This is a genomic window from Devosia salina, from assembly GCF_019504385.1.
In the GTDB taxonomy this organism is placed as follows: domain Bacteria; phylum Pseudomonadota; class Alphaproteobacteria; order Rhizobiales; family Devosiaceae; genus Devosia; species Devosia salina.
The window spans coordinates 3288243-3302114 of the sequence record NZ_CP080590.1 but is presented as its reverse complement, the minus strand read 5'-3'; the positions used below and the strand labels follow the sequence as shown (position 1 = coordinate 3302114).

13 protein-coding genes are annotated in these 13872 nt (G+C 64.3%); 1 reads left to right on the top strand and 12 read right to left on the bottom strand.

The genetic code is table 11. From position 1 onward, the window contains the following. Positions 1-6 precede the first annotated feature (6 nt). The 9 genes from tilS to K1X15_RS16140 all read right to left on the bottom strand — a co-directional run bounded on the left by tilS (position 7) and on the right by K1X15_RS16140 (position 9362). Positions 7-1281, bottom strand: a complete 1275-nt coding sequence (tilS, locus tag K1X15_RS16180) for a tRNA lysidine(34) synthetase TilS (RefSeq protein WP_220304628.1) — start codon at positions 1279-1281, stop codon at positions 7-9. After that, a complete protein-coding gene (gene ybgF / locus K1X15_RS16175; RefSeq protein WP_220304627.1) occupies positions 1266-2285 on the bottom strand; it encodes a tol-pal system protein YbgF in 1020 nt (339 codons plus the stop codon). The genes tilS and ybgF overlap by 16 nt, the downstream gene beginning before the upstream one ends. A gap of 169 nt (positions 2286-2454) precedes the next feature. Next, positions 2455-2919 carry a peptidoglycan-associated lipoprotein Pal gene (pal, locus tag K1X15_RS16170; RefSeq protein ID WP_220307577.1) on the bottom strand — a complete coding sequence of 155 codons (465 nt, stop codon included), beginning with the start codon at positions 2917-2919 and terminating at the stop codon, positions 2455-2457. A gap of 440 nt (positions 2920-3359) precedes the next feature. Beyond that, entirely contained in the window at positions 3360-4385 is a 1026-nt protein-coding gene (locus K1X15_RS16165; protein WP_220304626.1) for a peptidoglycan -binding protein, read from the bottom strand. A gap of 3 nt (positions 4386-4388) precedes the next feature. Then, positions 4389-5375, bottom strand: coding sequence for a flagellar motor protein MotA (locus tag K1X15_RS16160; RefSeq protein WP_220304625.1), 987 nt, complete (start codon positions 5373-5375; stop codon positions 4389-4391). Positions 5376-5496: 121 nt separating this feature from the next. Beyond that, positions 5497-6291 (bottom strand): inositol monophosphatase family protein, encoded by a 795-nt coding sequence (locus K1X15_RS16155; protein WP_220304624.1) that lies wholly within the window; start codon positions 6289-6291, stop codon positions 5497-5499. 132 nt (positions 6292-6423) lie between these two features. Then, positions 6424-7554 carry a tetratricopeptide repeat protein gene (locus K1X15_RS16150; RefSeq protein WP_220304623.1) on the bottom strand — a complete coding sequence of 377 codons (1131 nt, stop codon included), beginning with the start codon at positions 7552-7554 and terminating at the stop codon, positions 6424-6426. Next, positions 7551-8156, bottom strand: a complete 606-nt coding sequence (locus K1X15_RS16145) for a thiamine phosphate synthase (RefSeq protein WP_220304622.1) — start codon at positions 8154-8156, stop codon at positions 7551-7553. Before K1X15_RS16145 ends, K1X15_RS16150 begins: the two co-directional genes overlap by 4 nt. Before the next feature lie 177 nt (positions 8157-8333). Beyond that, positions 8334-9362, bottom strand: a complete 1029-nt coding sequence (locus tag K1X15_RS16140) for a class I fructose-bisphosphate aldolase (protein ID WP_220304621.1) — start codon at positions 9360-9362, stop codon at positions 8334-8336. A gap of 213 nt (positions 9363-9575) precedes the next feature. Between K1X15_RS16140 and K1X15_RS16135 the strand changes: the two genes are divergently transcribed. Continuing rightward, complete coding sequence (locus tag K1X15_RS16135; protein WP_220304620.1) at positions 9576-10406, top strand: aldo/keto reductase; 831 nt, start codon at positions 9576-9578, stop codon at positions 10404-10406. 260 nt (positions 10407-10666) lie between these two features. Here K1X15_RS16135 and K1X15_RS16130 read toward each other — a convergent pair whose 3' ends face one another. The 3 genes from K1X15_RS16130 to gap all read right to left on the bottom strand — a co-directional run bounded on the left by K1X15_RS16130 (position 10667) and on the right by gap (position 13865). Beyond that, positions 10667-11869 carry a phosphoglycerate kinase gene (locus tag K1X15_RS16130; RefSeq protein WP_220304619.1) on the bottom strand — a complete coding sequence of 401 codons (1203 nt, stop codon included), beginning with the start codon at positions 11867-11869 and terminating at the stop codon, positions 10667-10669. A gap of 103 nt (positions 11870-11972) precedes the next feature. After that, positions 11973-12500 (bottom strand): putative glycolipid-binding domain-containing protein, encoded by a 528-nt coding sequence (locus tag K1X15_RS16125; protein WP_220304618.1) that lies wholly within the window; start codon positions 12498-12500, stop codon positions 11973-11975. 357 nt (positions 12501-12857) lie between these two features. Beyond that, positions 12858-13865, bottom strand: coding sequence for a type I glyceraldehyde-3-phosphate dehydrogenase (gap, locus tag K1X15_RS16120; RefSeq protein WP_220304617.1), 1008 nt, complete (start codon positions 13863-13865; stop codon positions 12858-12860). Positions 13866-13872 lie beyond the last annotated feature (7 nt).

Sequence of the window (13872 nt, the reverse complement as noted above, 5' to 3'; positions counted from 1 at the left end):
AGACGCTCAGTCGATCAGCAGTTCCACCGTCACGCGCTCGTCGAACGACCAACCGCCCAGCGCCAGCACGCCGCCTTCGGCATCGCGCACCAGAGGCGCAGTGCGGATCGCCTCGGCCGGCGTCGTCACCTTGAAGCCGAGGAAATCCTCGAGCCGATGGCGCGGCATGAAGTCGGTGGGTCCGGCGGTCAAGCCGGCGTCGTCCGAGACATTGGTGATGAGAAAGCGCTGGTCCCAGACCAGGCCCCGGTGCGGCGCCAGGCTGATGGCCTCGGGCAGGGCGCGCCCCGGTTCGCGTGACACGGTCAGCCATTCGCCCTTGCGTCGCACCACGGCCCCGAGCAGCGTCGCGGCGCGCTGCAGGCCGCCCTCCATGAGCTGGTCATAGAGGCGCTCGACCTGGCCGAGGGCACGCGGCTTCTGGCGGCCGCCCACAATATTGAGCACGCGTCCGAGCACCCGGCGGCCGATGGCCGGGCTGATGGCGCGAAAGCTGGCAAAGGGCAGGCTGGCAGCGCCAAAGCCGTCCAGGGTCACCCATTCGGCAAAGGCCGCGTCCGCCATCTGCGCCAGCGCCGTGTCGGCCTCGCCCATGCGCGCGGCAAAGCGGGCCAGTGCCGCGCTATCGAGACCCTGTTCCGCCAAAGCGGGCAGCAGACGGCGCCAGCGCACCCGCTCATAGGCGGGATCGTCATTGGAGGGGTCGTGGGCCGGCGCGAGGCCGGCTTCGGCTACCACCGCGGCAAGGCTTGTGGGATCGACGTCCAGAAGGGGGCGAAATACATCGACGCCTTCCACCCGGCTCAAGGGAGTCATCGCCTTCAGCCCCTCGACGCCACTGCCATGGGCGAGCCGCATCAGCACGGTTTCGGCCTGGTCACCGCGATGATGGGCGGTCAGCAGCAGTCGCGCGCCGTCCTCAGCCATGGCCGCGCCGATGAGGCGGTAACGGGCCTGACGCGCCGCCTCCTGCAGCCCGGCTTCCGGCTTGTCGCCCGTCCAGGCGAGATCACGTGCCTCAAGGCCGAACCGGGCGGCAATCTCGAGAACCATGGACACTTCTGAAGCGGCTTCGGGGCGCAGGCCATGATCGAGGCTATAGACAATCAGGCGCGGCGGGCTGGCCAGTTGCGCGGCCCAGCGCCGGGCCAGAAGCAGAAGGGCCAGGCTGTCGGGCCCACCTGAGACCGCAAGGCCCACGACCGGTTCGGACGCGGCTGGCAGGAACAGCCGCGTCAGGATGGCCGGGTCCCCCAGGTCGGGGGTCAGGCCGGTGGACATTCGGCCTTGGCCTTTTCCTCGGCAAGCCGGGTCTTGAAGGCGGGAATGGTGTCGGGATAGCGCACATCGATCTCGGCGAAGGTGCGGCATGCGGTTTCCCGCTCGCCGACGCCGGCCAGCGATACGCCCAGCTTGAGCAGCAGGTCCGGTGCGCGGGGATGATCGGGATTCTTCTGGTAGGCATCGACCAGCACGTCGGCAGCCTCGGCATAGGCGCCACGGGCCAACAGGGTTTCCCCCAGCCAGTTGCTGGCGTCCATCACCTGGGCGTTGTCGGGATAGAGCGCGACGAACTGGCTGAACTGGTCTTCGGCAAATTCGTAATTGCCGGCGACCAATGCCTCATAGGCGGCCTGGTATTGCGCGTCCGCGTCCGGATTGCCGGTGGCGGCCGCAGCCGGGTCATAGCTGAGATCGAGCGGCTGGCCGGTGATCAGGTCAATGCCGCCGGCCTGGCCGGTGCCCACCAGCGGGTCGCCCGACTGTCCCAGATCGTCCATGGGCATCGAGCCATCGTCAAAGGTGGGGTCGAACTCGACTTCGCCGGGCAGGGGTTGCACGCCCTGTTCGGGAATGTCGGTCATGGGCACGTCCTGTTCCGTCTGGGCCGGGTCCTGCGGCAACGCCTCGGGCTGCGTCGCGCCGCCCGGTTGGGTTGCCGCATCAGTTTTTCCCCCGGCACCGCCTTCCAGCTGCTGGAAGCGGAACTCGTTGTCTTCCTGCATGCGGTTGATGATTTCCTGGAGCTGGGTCAGCTGGAAGGTGAGGCCCTCAACCTGGCCGTTGAGCAGGCGGATCTGCTCTTCGAGCTGCTGGATACGCACCATGAGCTGGGCGCTGTCGGCCTGTGCCACCAGGATGCGGTCGCCACTATTGTTGAAGGTGAGGCCACTCAGTTCCCCGGGCGGGAACACCGATTGCGCCTGAACAGCAGGTGCGCACAGACCCACCCCCAGCGCGCAAAGCGCCGCGCGACCGAGTTTTGCGAGATTTGATAGCGTCAAGCCTGCCTCCAATGCTGCCGTTGCGGGGCCAAGATGGGTGTTATCGGTCTGCCGATAAAGAGCAATTTTGGTGAAAAGAAAGCGCCCGGGCCATTTTGTGGCTCCGGGCGCTCTTGCCTCCAGTTTTCACTGGATCTTTTCCGGGCCCGGGGTGGCGGGGCCCGGTACTTTACTGAACCACGGTGACGGCGCGGCGGTTCTGGCTCCAGCAGGAGATGTCGTTGCAAATGGCCACGGGACGTTCCTTGCCGAAGGACTGGCTGGTGATGCGCTGGGCATTGACGCCGCGGGACACGAGATAGTTCACCACCACCGAGGCGCGACGGGCGCCGAGCGCGATGTTGTATTCGCGCGTGCCGCGTTCGTCGGCATGACCTTCGATCATGATGCGGTAATTGGCGTACTGGTTGAGCCACTGCGCCTGCTTGTCGAGGGTCGCCATGGCTTCGCTGGTCAGCGAGCTGGAATCGGTCTCGAAGAAGACGCGGTCACCAACGGTGACGATGAATTCCTGTTGGCTGCCGGGGGCACCGGCGCCGGCATTGCCCACGCCGGTCAGGCCGACATTGTCGGAGGCGCTGCGCGAACAGGCAGCAATGGCAACCACGAACAGCAGCATGGCTGCGGCGCGCATTGCGGTATTGATGGGGGCGGGGATGACCACGGGGCGGCTCCTGGAAAGGCTAAAATCTTAAGGGCAGCATTTACCGCGCTTAATCTTAAGGCCGGGTGTGCCGGGACAGTTAATCTTTGCCTAATGGGGCGCGGATGTGGCGGGAATCCTGGCTTTTTTGTGACGTTGCCGGGTAGCAACAGGTGAGCGGTGACGTGAGTTAAGGTTAAGGGGCTGCTTGCTGGTGCGGCAGTCCTTCTGCGCGATTGCGGTTTTGATCTCATCTTTGGTGAGGGCATCCCGGGGACTCGCGCGGCTCGACCCGTGATCGGCTCGAAACGCTCCACCGGGGCGTTTCGACGGCGTGACCCGCCGCCGCCCCCGGCCCTTCGCATGGCTCAGGGCGTGATGTCCTCAAATTGCTCCGCCGGAGTAATTTGACCCGCAAAGCGGGTCGGACATCACCCTTCGGTGAGCTTGAATTCGATGCGGCGGTTGCGGCGATAGGCTTCTTCGGTCTCGGCCGGGTCGAGCGGGGTGAACTCGCCAAAACCGGCCGCGACGAGGCGATTGGGCGAGACCCCCTTGGAGACGAGATACTGGGCGACCGAAATCGCGCGGGCCGCCGACAGTTCCCAGTTGGAGGGGAAGCGGGCATTGGAAATGGGGCGGCTATCGGTGTGGCCGTCGATGCGCAGCACCCAGTTGATGTCGGGCGGAATTTCGGTCTCGAGCTGCAATATGGCGTCGGCCAGGGCGTCGAGCTCGGGCGTGCCGGCCGGGTCGATATCGGCCTGGCCGGGATCGAACAGCACTTCGGACTGGAACACGAAGCGGTCGCCCACCACGCGCACATCGGCGCGGTCCTCGAGGATCTGCCGCAGGCGGCCAAAGAAGTCCGAACGATAGCGGCTGAGGTCCTGGACGCGCTGGGCCAGGGCCAGGTTGAGGCGGCGGCCGAGATCGGCAATCTGGGTGCGCGATTCCGCGTCGCGGCTTTCAGAAGCTTCGAGCGCCGATTCAAGAGCGGCGATCTGGGTCCGCAGCGCGGCCAGCTGCTGGTTCAGCAGCGTCACCTGGGCGTTGGCCTCGTCGGAAAGCTGCTGGGCCTCGAGCAGATCGGATTCGAGCCCGGCAATGGTGGCGTCGCGGTCGCCCAGCCCGGTGCCAATGCCCTCAAGCTGGCTGGCCAGGCTGTCGTTCTCGGCCTGTGCGCCCGCCAGCGTCGCGGTCAGCGTCGCCAATTGTGCGGTCAGGTCGTCGGAATTGGCGCGTTCGAGCTGCAGCAGGTCGGTCAATTCGGCAATCTGGCTGTTGAGCCGGGCCAGCGCCGTGTCGCGCCCCTGGATCTCCTGGCCCAGGAAGAACTGGGTCAGCATGAACAGGGACAGCATGAAGATGATGACAAGCAGCAGGCTCGACAGCGCGTCGACGAAGCCGGGCCAGTAATTGGCTTCCTGTCTGCGGCGGGCGCGCGCTCCGGGCATGGATCAGTCCCGGCGCTCGTTGTCGGCTTCGTCCAGCATGGCCTGGATCAAGTCGCGCAGCTTCTTGTTGGTTTCGCCCTGCTCGGTGATGTAGCGCCGGAGGTCGTCCTGTTCGGTGCGGATATGCTTGACCAGGCCATCGATGCCGCGCGCCAGCTCGGCCATGGCGCGGATGGCGTTCTGCGAGGAACTCTGGTTCTGCATGCTGTCGCCGAGCTTTTCGAACATGGCCTGCATTTCCGGGCCACCGGCATTGGCCTGCATGGCCGATACCGGGTGGTCGAGCTCGGTCATGGAAGTCATCCAGTCTTCGAGATCGGTATAGAAGGCGTTCTGCGCCTGGCTGGTCTGGAGGTCGAGAAAGCCCAGGACCAGCGAGCCGGCAAGGCCGAACAGGGAGGACGAGAAGGCGGTGCCCATGCCGCCCAGCGGCGCGGCGAGACCTTCCTTGAGGTTGGAAAAGAGCGAGCCCGTATCCGCCGAGGTCACGTCGAGCGCGTTGATCACGCCGGCGACCGAGCCCACGGTTTCGAGCAGGCCGTAGAAGGTGCCCATCAGGCCCAGGAACACCAGCAGGCCGGTCAGGTAGCGCGAAGTGTCCTTGGCTTCGTCGAGCCGGTTACCGACAGAATCAAGGATGGAGCGCATGGACGAGGGCGTGATGACGGCCTCGCCGATCCGCTCGCGCAGAATGCCGGCCACAGGCGCCAGCAAGACCGGCGGGCGGGTGGATGTGGCCGTTCCATCCTGCAGGGAATTGACCCATTTGACCTCCGGAAACAGCCGGAAAATCTGACGGAAGCTGAGGAAGATGCCCACGAACAGGGCAAAGAAGATCATCGAGTTGATGAACGGATTTGCCCAGAAAAAGGTGATGATATTGGTGATGAGGATGGCGGCGACCAAGCCCACCAGAACCAGAAAGATGACGATCTTGACCAGATAAACGGTCGGGCTGGAGAGGTGATAGGGATCGTAAGTCTGCGTCATCTTTGCCGAACCTTGCCCCTCATACGCGCAAATCAACCGCCTCCGAGACTAGAGGCGGGAGAAAGGCGTGACAATGGAAAAGGTTAACGCTGTGCTACGGCCAGATTGGGGCGCCGGGCCGTCACTGGATCGTGCGCAACGACTTGAGCAGCGCGCCCTGCAGCGCCTCATTGCCGGCCACGATCTGGCCATTCCAGACCGATCCGGGCTGGCCGGCGAAATCCGACACCAACCCGCCGGCTTCCTTGACCAGCAGCAGGCCCGGCGCCACGTCCCAGGGCTTGAGGCCTGCTTCCCAGAGGGCGTCGAGACGCCCGGCGGCCAGCCAGGCCATGTCGATGGAGATCGAGCCACCGCGGCGGATGCCGGCGACGGCGGGGTTGACGGTTGCGAGCTGGCGTAGCTGCAGCGTGTCGTTGCTGGTGCCCTGGGTCTTGATGCCGGTGGACACCACGGCATCGGACAGATGCCGGCGATTGGCGACACGCAGGCGCTTGTGGTCGGCCAGCCAGGCGCCGCCGCCCTTTTCGGCGGTGAACAGCTCGTCCATCACCGGGTTGTAGATCACCGAGGCGACGATCTCGTCGCCGCGCTGCAGGGCAATGGCCACCGCAAAGAGCGGAATGCCATGGAGGAAATTGGTGGTGCCGTCGAGCGGGTCGATGATCCATGTATGCTGGCCGTCGGTGCCGGCAACCTCGCCGCCTTCTTCCATCAGGAAGGCATAGGTGGGGCGGGCCTTGCGCAATTCGTCAAAAACGATCTGCTCGGCCCGAAGGTCGGCCTTGGAGACGAAATCGGCCGGGCCCTTGCGGGAGACCTGCAGGTTCTCGACCTCGTTGAAATCGCGCGAGAGGGACTTGCCGGCCTTGATCGCCGCGCTGACCATGACGTTGAGAAGGGCGGAACGCGCCATAGGGAGGTGCTCGCTAGCTCATGCGGATCAGCCGGCGCGGGCAGATCGGGCTGCCGGCCGGCGAAGGGACCTGACTGGCCCCGCCGCTGGATTGAAGTGTGGCGGGCTTATTGCCCCAGAACTGGCGTGGGTTCAAGGGTCTTGCGTCGCCGGGACGGTCTCGTCTGCGGCGCCGTCCTCCGGACCGGGAGCGTCGGTGGCCGTCCCGGACCCCGTGGGATTGGGATCGACAAGCTGGCTCGGGGCATTGTCCGCATCGGTCGGCGCCGGCAGAGTGGGGCCATCGACCGGGGCGGGGCTGGCGGTCGTCAACTCGCCGGGGGGCAGCGAAGGCCAGAACCGAGCGCGTTCCTCGGCCCGGGCCAGCGCCTCGGGCGGAATGGACACTAGAAGCCGGTCGAGATCGGGGTCGGACAGCCCCTGCCGGCGCGCCAGGGCCCGCCACATGGCGGCTTCCTCGAGGTCCAGGGTCACGCCTTCGCCCACGGCGAGCAGCTTGGCATAGCGATTCTGGGCGACCACGCTGCCCGATTGGGCGGCCACGCCGTACCAGCTCGCCGCCTCGGCAATGTTCCTGTCCACCCCCTGGCCGAGATAGAGCAGGGTTGCGTAGTCCACCTGGGCATCGGTCAGCCCCGCTTCGGCGGCCTGGCGGATGTAGTCCGCGCCTGCCGCGGCGTCCGGCACCACGCCGGCGCCTTCTAGCAACATGGTGCCGTAGTCATAGAGAGCTTCGGGGAGCTCCGCGTCGGCGGCCTCCTTCATCAGCGCTGCGGCGGTGGTCAGGCTCGGATCGGCATAGACGCCTTCGACATGGAGAAGGGCCAGATTGTATTTTGCCGGCATGTAGCCGGCCTCCGCGGCCGTCTTGAACAATTCGGCGGCGCGCTGGCGGTTCTTGGGAACGCCGACGCCCTGCTGATAGAGCATGCCAAGTTCGAAGGTCGCCAGGCGATCACCATTGTTGGACGCAAGCTGGTACCAGCCGGCAGCCCGTTCCGGGCTCTGCGCCACACCCAGGCCGCGGGCATAGATTTCGGCGATCAGGGTCTGGGCGGCGGCATCGCCCTGTTCGGCGCGGGGCAATGCCAGTTCCAGCGCCGTCAAATAGTAGCCGCGCTGGAAGGCGCCGAAGGCGTAATCGACCGGATTGCGCGGCCCAAACACTTCATTGCTGATCTGGTCGGCAGGGTTGGTCTGCGCCTGCGCCGGGAGCGTCAGGCCGAGCACAAGCAGGAGCGCGAGGAGCCGGGAAAGCTTCATGCTTTTGTCCTGGTGGCCTTGTCGAATGCGCCGAGCGCGCTTGCCGGGTCATCGCTGGCCCAGACGGAGTCGGAAAGGGCAATGAATTCGGCGCTGGTCGCATCCCGCGCTTCGGGCGTGGCTGCGGGATTGGAGTGGATGGCGGGCACCTCGAAGGTCTCGGCCCACCAGGTCGCCAGCTCTTCGGCCTGCGGGTCGGCCGGACCGCCCAAGGGGCCGAACATGACATAGTCCACATCAAGTTCGCCAAAGCTCATGGCGTCGTGGCGCGAACGAATATTGCCCACACCGACGATGCTATCGGGCTTGAGGGCCGCGATGGCGGCGCGAATGGCCACGGTTCCGCCGCTGGTAACGTGGACACCGTCGGCACCCAATTGCCGGGCCAGTTCGCAATCATCCTCGACCAGGACTGCGGCACCGGCTGCCTGGCCGATCTGCACCAGGCGCTCGCAGAGCTCGGCATAACCCGGCTCGTCCATGTCGCCACGGCGCACCAGAAGCGCGGCCACTTCGGGGCCGGACAACACGCTCATGAGCCGGCGCGGAAACTGCTCCGGGTTCGGATTGTCCGGCGTAATGAGATAAAGCTGCTGCGCCATTTTGTTCCCGGGTATCGAGCCGTGGGTCCCTAGACCGCCATTTTGGCAAGAAAGGGACATGCCTCAATAGGGGATGGACCCCATCATAGGCAATGGCATGGGGGCCGGGATAAGAATGACGCGCGCCCCGGGAGGGTAGCGCGCGTCAGCCGCGAGGTTGGGCTCGCGGAAGCGGGATCAGGCGGCGCGGTCCAGATCGTTGGACCACTCACCCAGTGCGGCCAGCGAATTCATGTGGGCGCGATGGGCAAAGGCCTGGCGGGCCGTGGGGAAGTTTTCGCGCCGCCCTGCCCAGGTCCGCAGGGCGACATTCTGCAAGGCCCGGCCATAGGAGAAGGTCATCGGCCACGGCTTTCCAGCAATGCGGTTCATCGCCGAGAGATGGGCGGTGGCTTCCTCGTCGGTCTGTCCGCCGGAGAGGAAGGCAATGCCCGGCACGGCCGCGGGCACATGTTCCTTGAGCACCTCGACGGTGCGACGCGCCACTTCGTCCACGGTCGGGCGGTCGCGTGAATTGATGCCAGGCAGGATCATGTTGGGCTTCAGGAGCATGCCGGCCAGATCCACCCCGGCCAGGCGCAGTTCCTTGAAGACGTTTTCGAGCACGTCGCCGGTGACCTGAGCGCACCGCTCCAGCGAATGGTTGCCCGGCTCGCCGTCGCCGACCACCTCCGGCTCGACGATGGGGACAATGCCGGCTTCCTGACAGAGCATGGCATAGCGCGCCAGCACATGGGCGTTGGCGCGGATATTGTTGCGGGTGGGGGCAATGTCGTTGATGGTGATGACTGCGCGCCATTTGGCAAAGCCCGCACCCAGCTCGGCATAATGGGCGAGGCGCTGGCGCAGGCCATCAAGGCCCTCAGTAATCTTCTCGCCGCTTTCGCCCGGCATGGGGAAGGCGCCCCGATCAACCTTGATGCCGGGAATGACGTCGGCATCGGCAAGAATGGCGCGGAAAGGCGTGCCATCGGCCGCTTCCTGCTTGAGCGTTTCCTCGGTGAGGATGACGCCGGAGATGTAGTTCTTCATGGCCTCGCTGGAGCCGAACAGCATCTCGCGATAGTCGCGCCGAAGCTCCAGCGTGTTGGGCAGGTTGATCTTGGCAAAGCGCTTGCCGATCGTGCCTTCGGATTCGTCGGCGGCCAGAATGCCCATACCGGGGGTCATCAGCTTCTGGGCGATCGCGTTGAGCGACTTAGTCATGGGGTCAAACCTCGAATTGGACTGCCCCAATATTAGACTTTCGCTTTTCCGCTTTCGATTAGACGTCCGGTTATGCGACGAAAGGATGATCTTGTATGGAAGATTTCGAAGGAACCGATTGCAGGGCTAGGAATTCCTGTCACTCCATCGTAAGTTGACGATATTCCGCAGGCGCCCCGCGCGCCCAATTCACGAAAAAGATCAGGAAATGAGATGAGCACGCAACCCCATGTGAGCTTCAATGACGGCCGTTCGATTCCGCAGATCGGGCTCGGCGTCTGGCAGACCCCCGATGATGTCGCCGTCGAAGCGGTCAGCACGGCACTCAAGACCGGGTATCGGCATATCGACACCGCCGCTGTCTACCAAAACGAGGAGGGCGTCGGTAAGGGCATTGTCGCGTCGGGGGTGGCGCGCGGAGATATCTTTCTCACCACCAAGGTGTGGAATGAGGATCAGGGGTTCGACGAGACCCTGAGGGCCATGGATGCCAGCCTCAAGCGGCTGGGCACCGACTATGTCGACCTCTACCTGATCCACTGGCCTTCGGCCTATCGCGGCAAATATGTCGAAACCTGGAAAGCGCTGATCCGTCTTCGGGAAGAGGGCAAGGCCCGCTCCATCGGCGTGTCGAATTTCGAGGGCAGCTATATCGACGACCTGATCTCGGAAACCGGGGTGACGCCGGCCATCAACCAGATCCAGCTCCATCCGCGCTTCCAGCAGAAGGCCATGCGGGCCAAGCACGAAATGCTCGGCGTGGTCACGGAAAGCTGGAGCCCGCTGGGGCAAGGCCAGGTACTGACCGATCCGGTGATCGGGGAGATCGCCGCACGCCACGGCAAGAGCCCGGCGCAGGTGATCATCCGCTGGCATCTCGACCTTGGGCTGGTCGTCATTCCGAAATCGGTGACCCCGAGCCGCATCGTCGAGAATTTCGACGTCTTCGATTTCTCGCTCAGCGACGAGGACAAGGCAGCGATCGCGGGGCTGGACAGTGCGGACGGGCGGATCGGGTCTGACCCGGTGACGGCGCGGTTCTAGTATCAACAATGAAGCCGACGGGGCCGGGCCGACACCCCCACCTAGCTTTGCTAAGGCCGTCGGCCTAGCGACGCTACCCTCCCCACAGGGGGGAGGGAGACGATGAACACTGGCAGATCGGCCCTTCGCCTCCCTCCCCTCGATGGGCTTCGACTTGTCCCGAAGGGCAAATCTCTCCGGTGGAGCGATTTGAGAGGAGAAGGAATGAGGGTGGGGTGACACGATGCAAAAGAAAAGGCCGGGTCACCCCGGCCTTTCCCTTACTTCTTCAGCGCTTCAACCCCCGGCAGGGGCTTGCCTTCCATCCATTCGAGGAAGGCGCCGCCGGCGGTGGAGACATAGCTCAGTTGATCCTTGACGCCGGCATGGGCGAGGGCGCCCACGGTGTCGCCGCCGCCGGCGACGGAGACCAGGTCGCCATTATGGGTGCGCTTGGCGACGTGCCTGGCGATGGCAACGGTGCCGGCGTCGAAGGGCTCCATTTCGAAGGCGCCGACGGGGCCGTTCCAGACCACGGTATGCGCATCGTCGATGGCGCCATTGATGCGCTCGATCGAAGAGGGACCGATATCGAGGATCATGCCGTCCGGATCGACGGCATCCACGCCATAGAGGCGAGTGGGTGAATTGGCCTTGAAGTGCCAGGAGACCACGGCATCGATCGGCAGGATGATGGCGCAATTGGCCTTATCAGCCTTGTCCATGATGCGGCGGGCGGTATCGGCGAGGTCCTTTTCGCAGAGCGACTTGCCGACGCCATAGCCCTGGGCAAACAGGAAGGTGTTGGCCATGCCGCCGCCGATGACGAGGCCATCGACCTTGGTGACGAGGTTTTCGAGGAGGTCGATCTTGGACGATACCTTGGCCCCGCCGACAATGGCGACGACCGGCTTTTTTGGCTTTCCGAGGCCGGATTCGAGCGCTTCGAGCTCGGCCTGCATGGCCAGACCGGCGGCGGCAGGCAGCAGGTGAGCCAGCGCCTCGGTGGAAGCATGGGCACGGTGGGCTGCCGAGAAGGCGTCGTTGACATAGACATCGCCCAGGCTGGCCATGCGCTGGGCTAGTTCGGTGTCGTTCTCTTCCTCGCCGGGATGGAAGCGCGTGTTCTCCATGACCAGCACCGAACCGGCAGGCGCGGCGTCGATAGCCTCTCTGGCGGCGCTGACATCCACCCAGTCAGTGGCGACGAAGCCGACGGGATGACCGGTCTGGTCGGCGACGGCCGAGCAGACCTGCTCGAGCGAGAATTCGCCGTTCGCCTTGCCCTTTGGACGACCGAAATGGCTGAGCAGGATGACCTTGCCATCTTTCTTGACGATTTCGCGGATGGTGGGAACGAGGCGTTCGATGCGGGTGGCATCGGTGACCTTGCCATCAGCAACCGGGACATTGAGGTCCGCCCGCAAAAGCACGCGCTTCCCCGTCAGATCGAGTTCATCCAGGGTCTTGAAGCCGTTGCTCATCGTGCCGCCTCCGGGTCAGGTCTTGTCGGGCCGTGGGTAGCAGAGTGGCACGATTGGCGGAAGCGGTGACAGAAAATTTCTGTCGGCCAGACTGGGGGACCCGTCAAATGCGGGAGAACAGTCCGGGGTAGTCGGTGACGATACCGTCGGCGTCGATTTCGAGCACGGCCTCGAAACTGGCGGACTGGTAGCGGAAGTGGGTGGGATCGAGGCGGGTATAGACCTGTTCGGAGCGCTTGAAGCTGAGATCGGTGGCGTCGATCCAGGCCATGGCGAAGCGGATGGGCTGATCGGTCCAGTCCTGGCGCCAGACGGGCAGGGCATTGGTCAGGGGCGTGGGCCAGATATCGACGTCAATGCAGCCATTGAGCGCGGTGATCGGCTCGGCGCGGTCATCGGACCAGCCGCCGGCGCCATCAGCGAAGAGTTCGAGCGTCTTGCCGTCGGTGCGTTCGATCTTCACCGTGCGGGTATGGCCGTTTTCATCGAGCTTGAGACGATAGAAGAGGCCGAAATCGGGACCGATAATGGCGCCGCGAATGCGGGTGTCGCGGCCATTGGCGATGACGTGGCAGTGTTCGAGGGTGTCGAGGTGGAGACCGCGCCAGCGGATGGATCGATTGAGAATCATTTGGCACCAGAGGGTGATCCGTTCTCCAGGCACATTGCATCAGCACCTAGCGGCTGTCATCCCGGCCCCCGGGTCGCGTCGCGCCCGAGGGCAGGCTCTTGAGCCGGGATCCAACTTGAGATCTCAGGATGGGCCCCGGCTTTCGCCGGGGTGACATCGAGGTTGAAGATGGGCGGATCAAAAAAGAAGGGCGCCCCGGAGGACGCCCTAATCAGAATGGACCTATGTGGTGCTTCCTTGGGTCGACCTCATGACGCGCATGCGGATCGCGTGGCGCCTTTCGACCCATGAAGAAAAAGAGCCCAATTAGCAGGCCCAGTCCGGCAAAACCGAAGAGGGTCTGTAAGAGGGGTGACATTAAAGCGTCTTGCCCAGCGCCACGGCCGTGTCGGCCATGCGGTTGGAGAAGCCCCATTCATTGTCGTACCAGGAGAGGACCGAGACGAAATTGCCGTCCATCACCTTGGTCTGATCCAGAGCCATGGTGGAGGAGTGGCTGTCGTGGTTGAAGTCGATCGAGACATTGGGGAACTCGGTGTAGCCGAGCACGCCCTTGAGTTCACCATCGGCGTACTTCTTGACCGCGGCATTGATCTCTTCGGCAGTCACATCGCGCTTGGCGATGAACTTGAAATCGACGCAGGAGACGTTGGGGGTCGGCACGCGGATCGAGACGCCGTCGAGCTTGCCCTTCAATTCAGGGAGCACGAGGCCAATCGCCTTGGCGGCGCCGGTCGAGGTCGGGATCTGCGAAAGCGCAGCCGCACGGCCGCGATAGAGATCCTTGTGCATGGTGTCGAGGGTCGGCTGGTCACCGGTATAGGAATGGATGGTGGTCATCATTCCCTTTTCGATGCCGAATTCCTTGTGCAGCACATAGGCCAGCGGGGCCAGGCAATTGGTGGTGCAGGAGGCGTTCGAGATCACCACGTCGTCCTTGGTGAGGGACGCATGGTTGATGCCGAAAACGATGGTCTTGTCAGCGCCGTCGCCGGGGGCCGAGATGATCACCTTCTTGGCGCCGGCCTTGAGATGCGCCGATGCCTTTTCCTTGCTGGTGAAGATGCCGGTGCATTCCAGAGCGATATCCACGCCCATGGCGGCGTGCGGCAGTTCTTCGGGATTGCGGACGGCGGTCACCTTGATGGGGCCGCGACCGACGTCAATGGTGTCGCCATCGACCTTGACGGTGTGCGGGAAGCGACCGTGCACGCTGTCGAAGCGCAAGAGGTGGGCATTGGTTTCCACCGGGCCGAGATCGTTGATGGCCACCACTTCGATGTCGGTGCGACCCGACTCGATGATGGCCCGGAGGACATTGCGGCCGATACGGCCAAATCCATTGATGGCGACGCGAACTGCCATGTTTTTA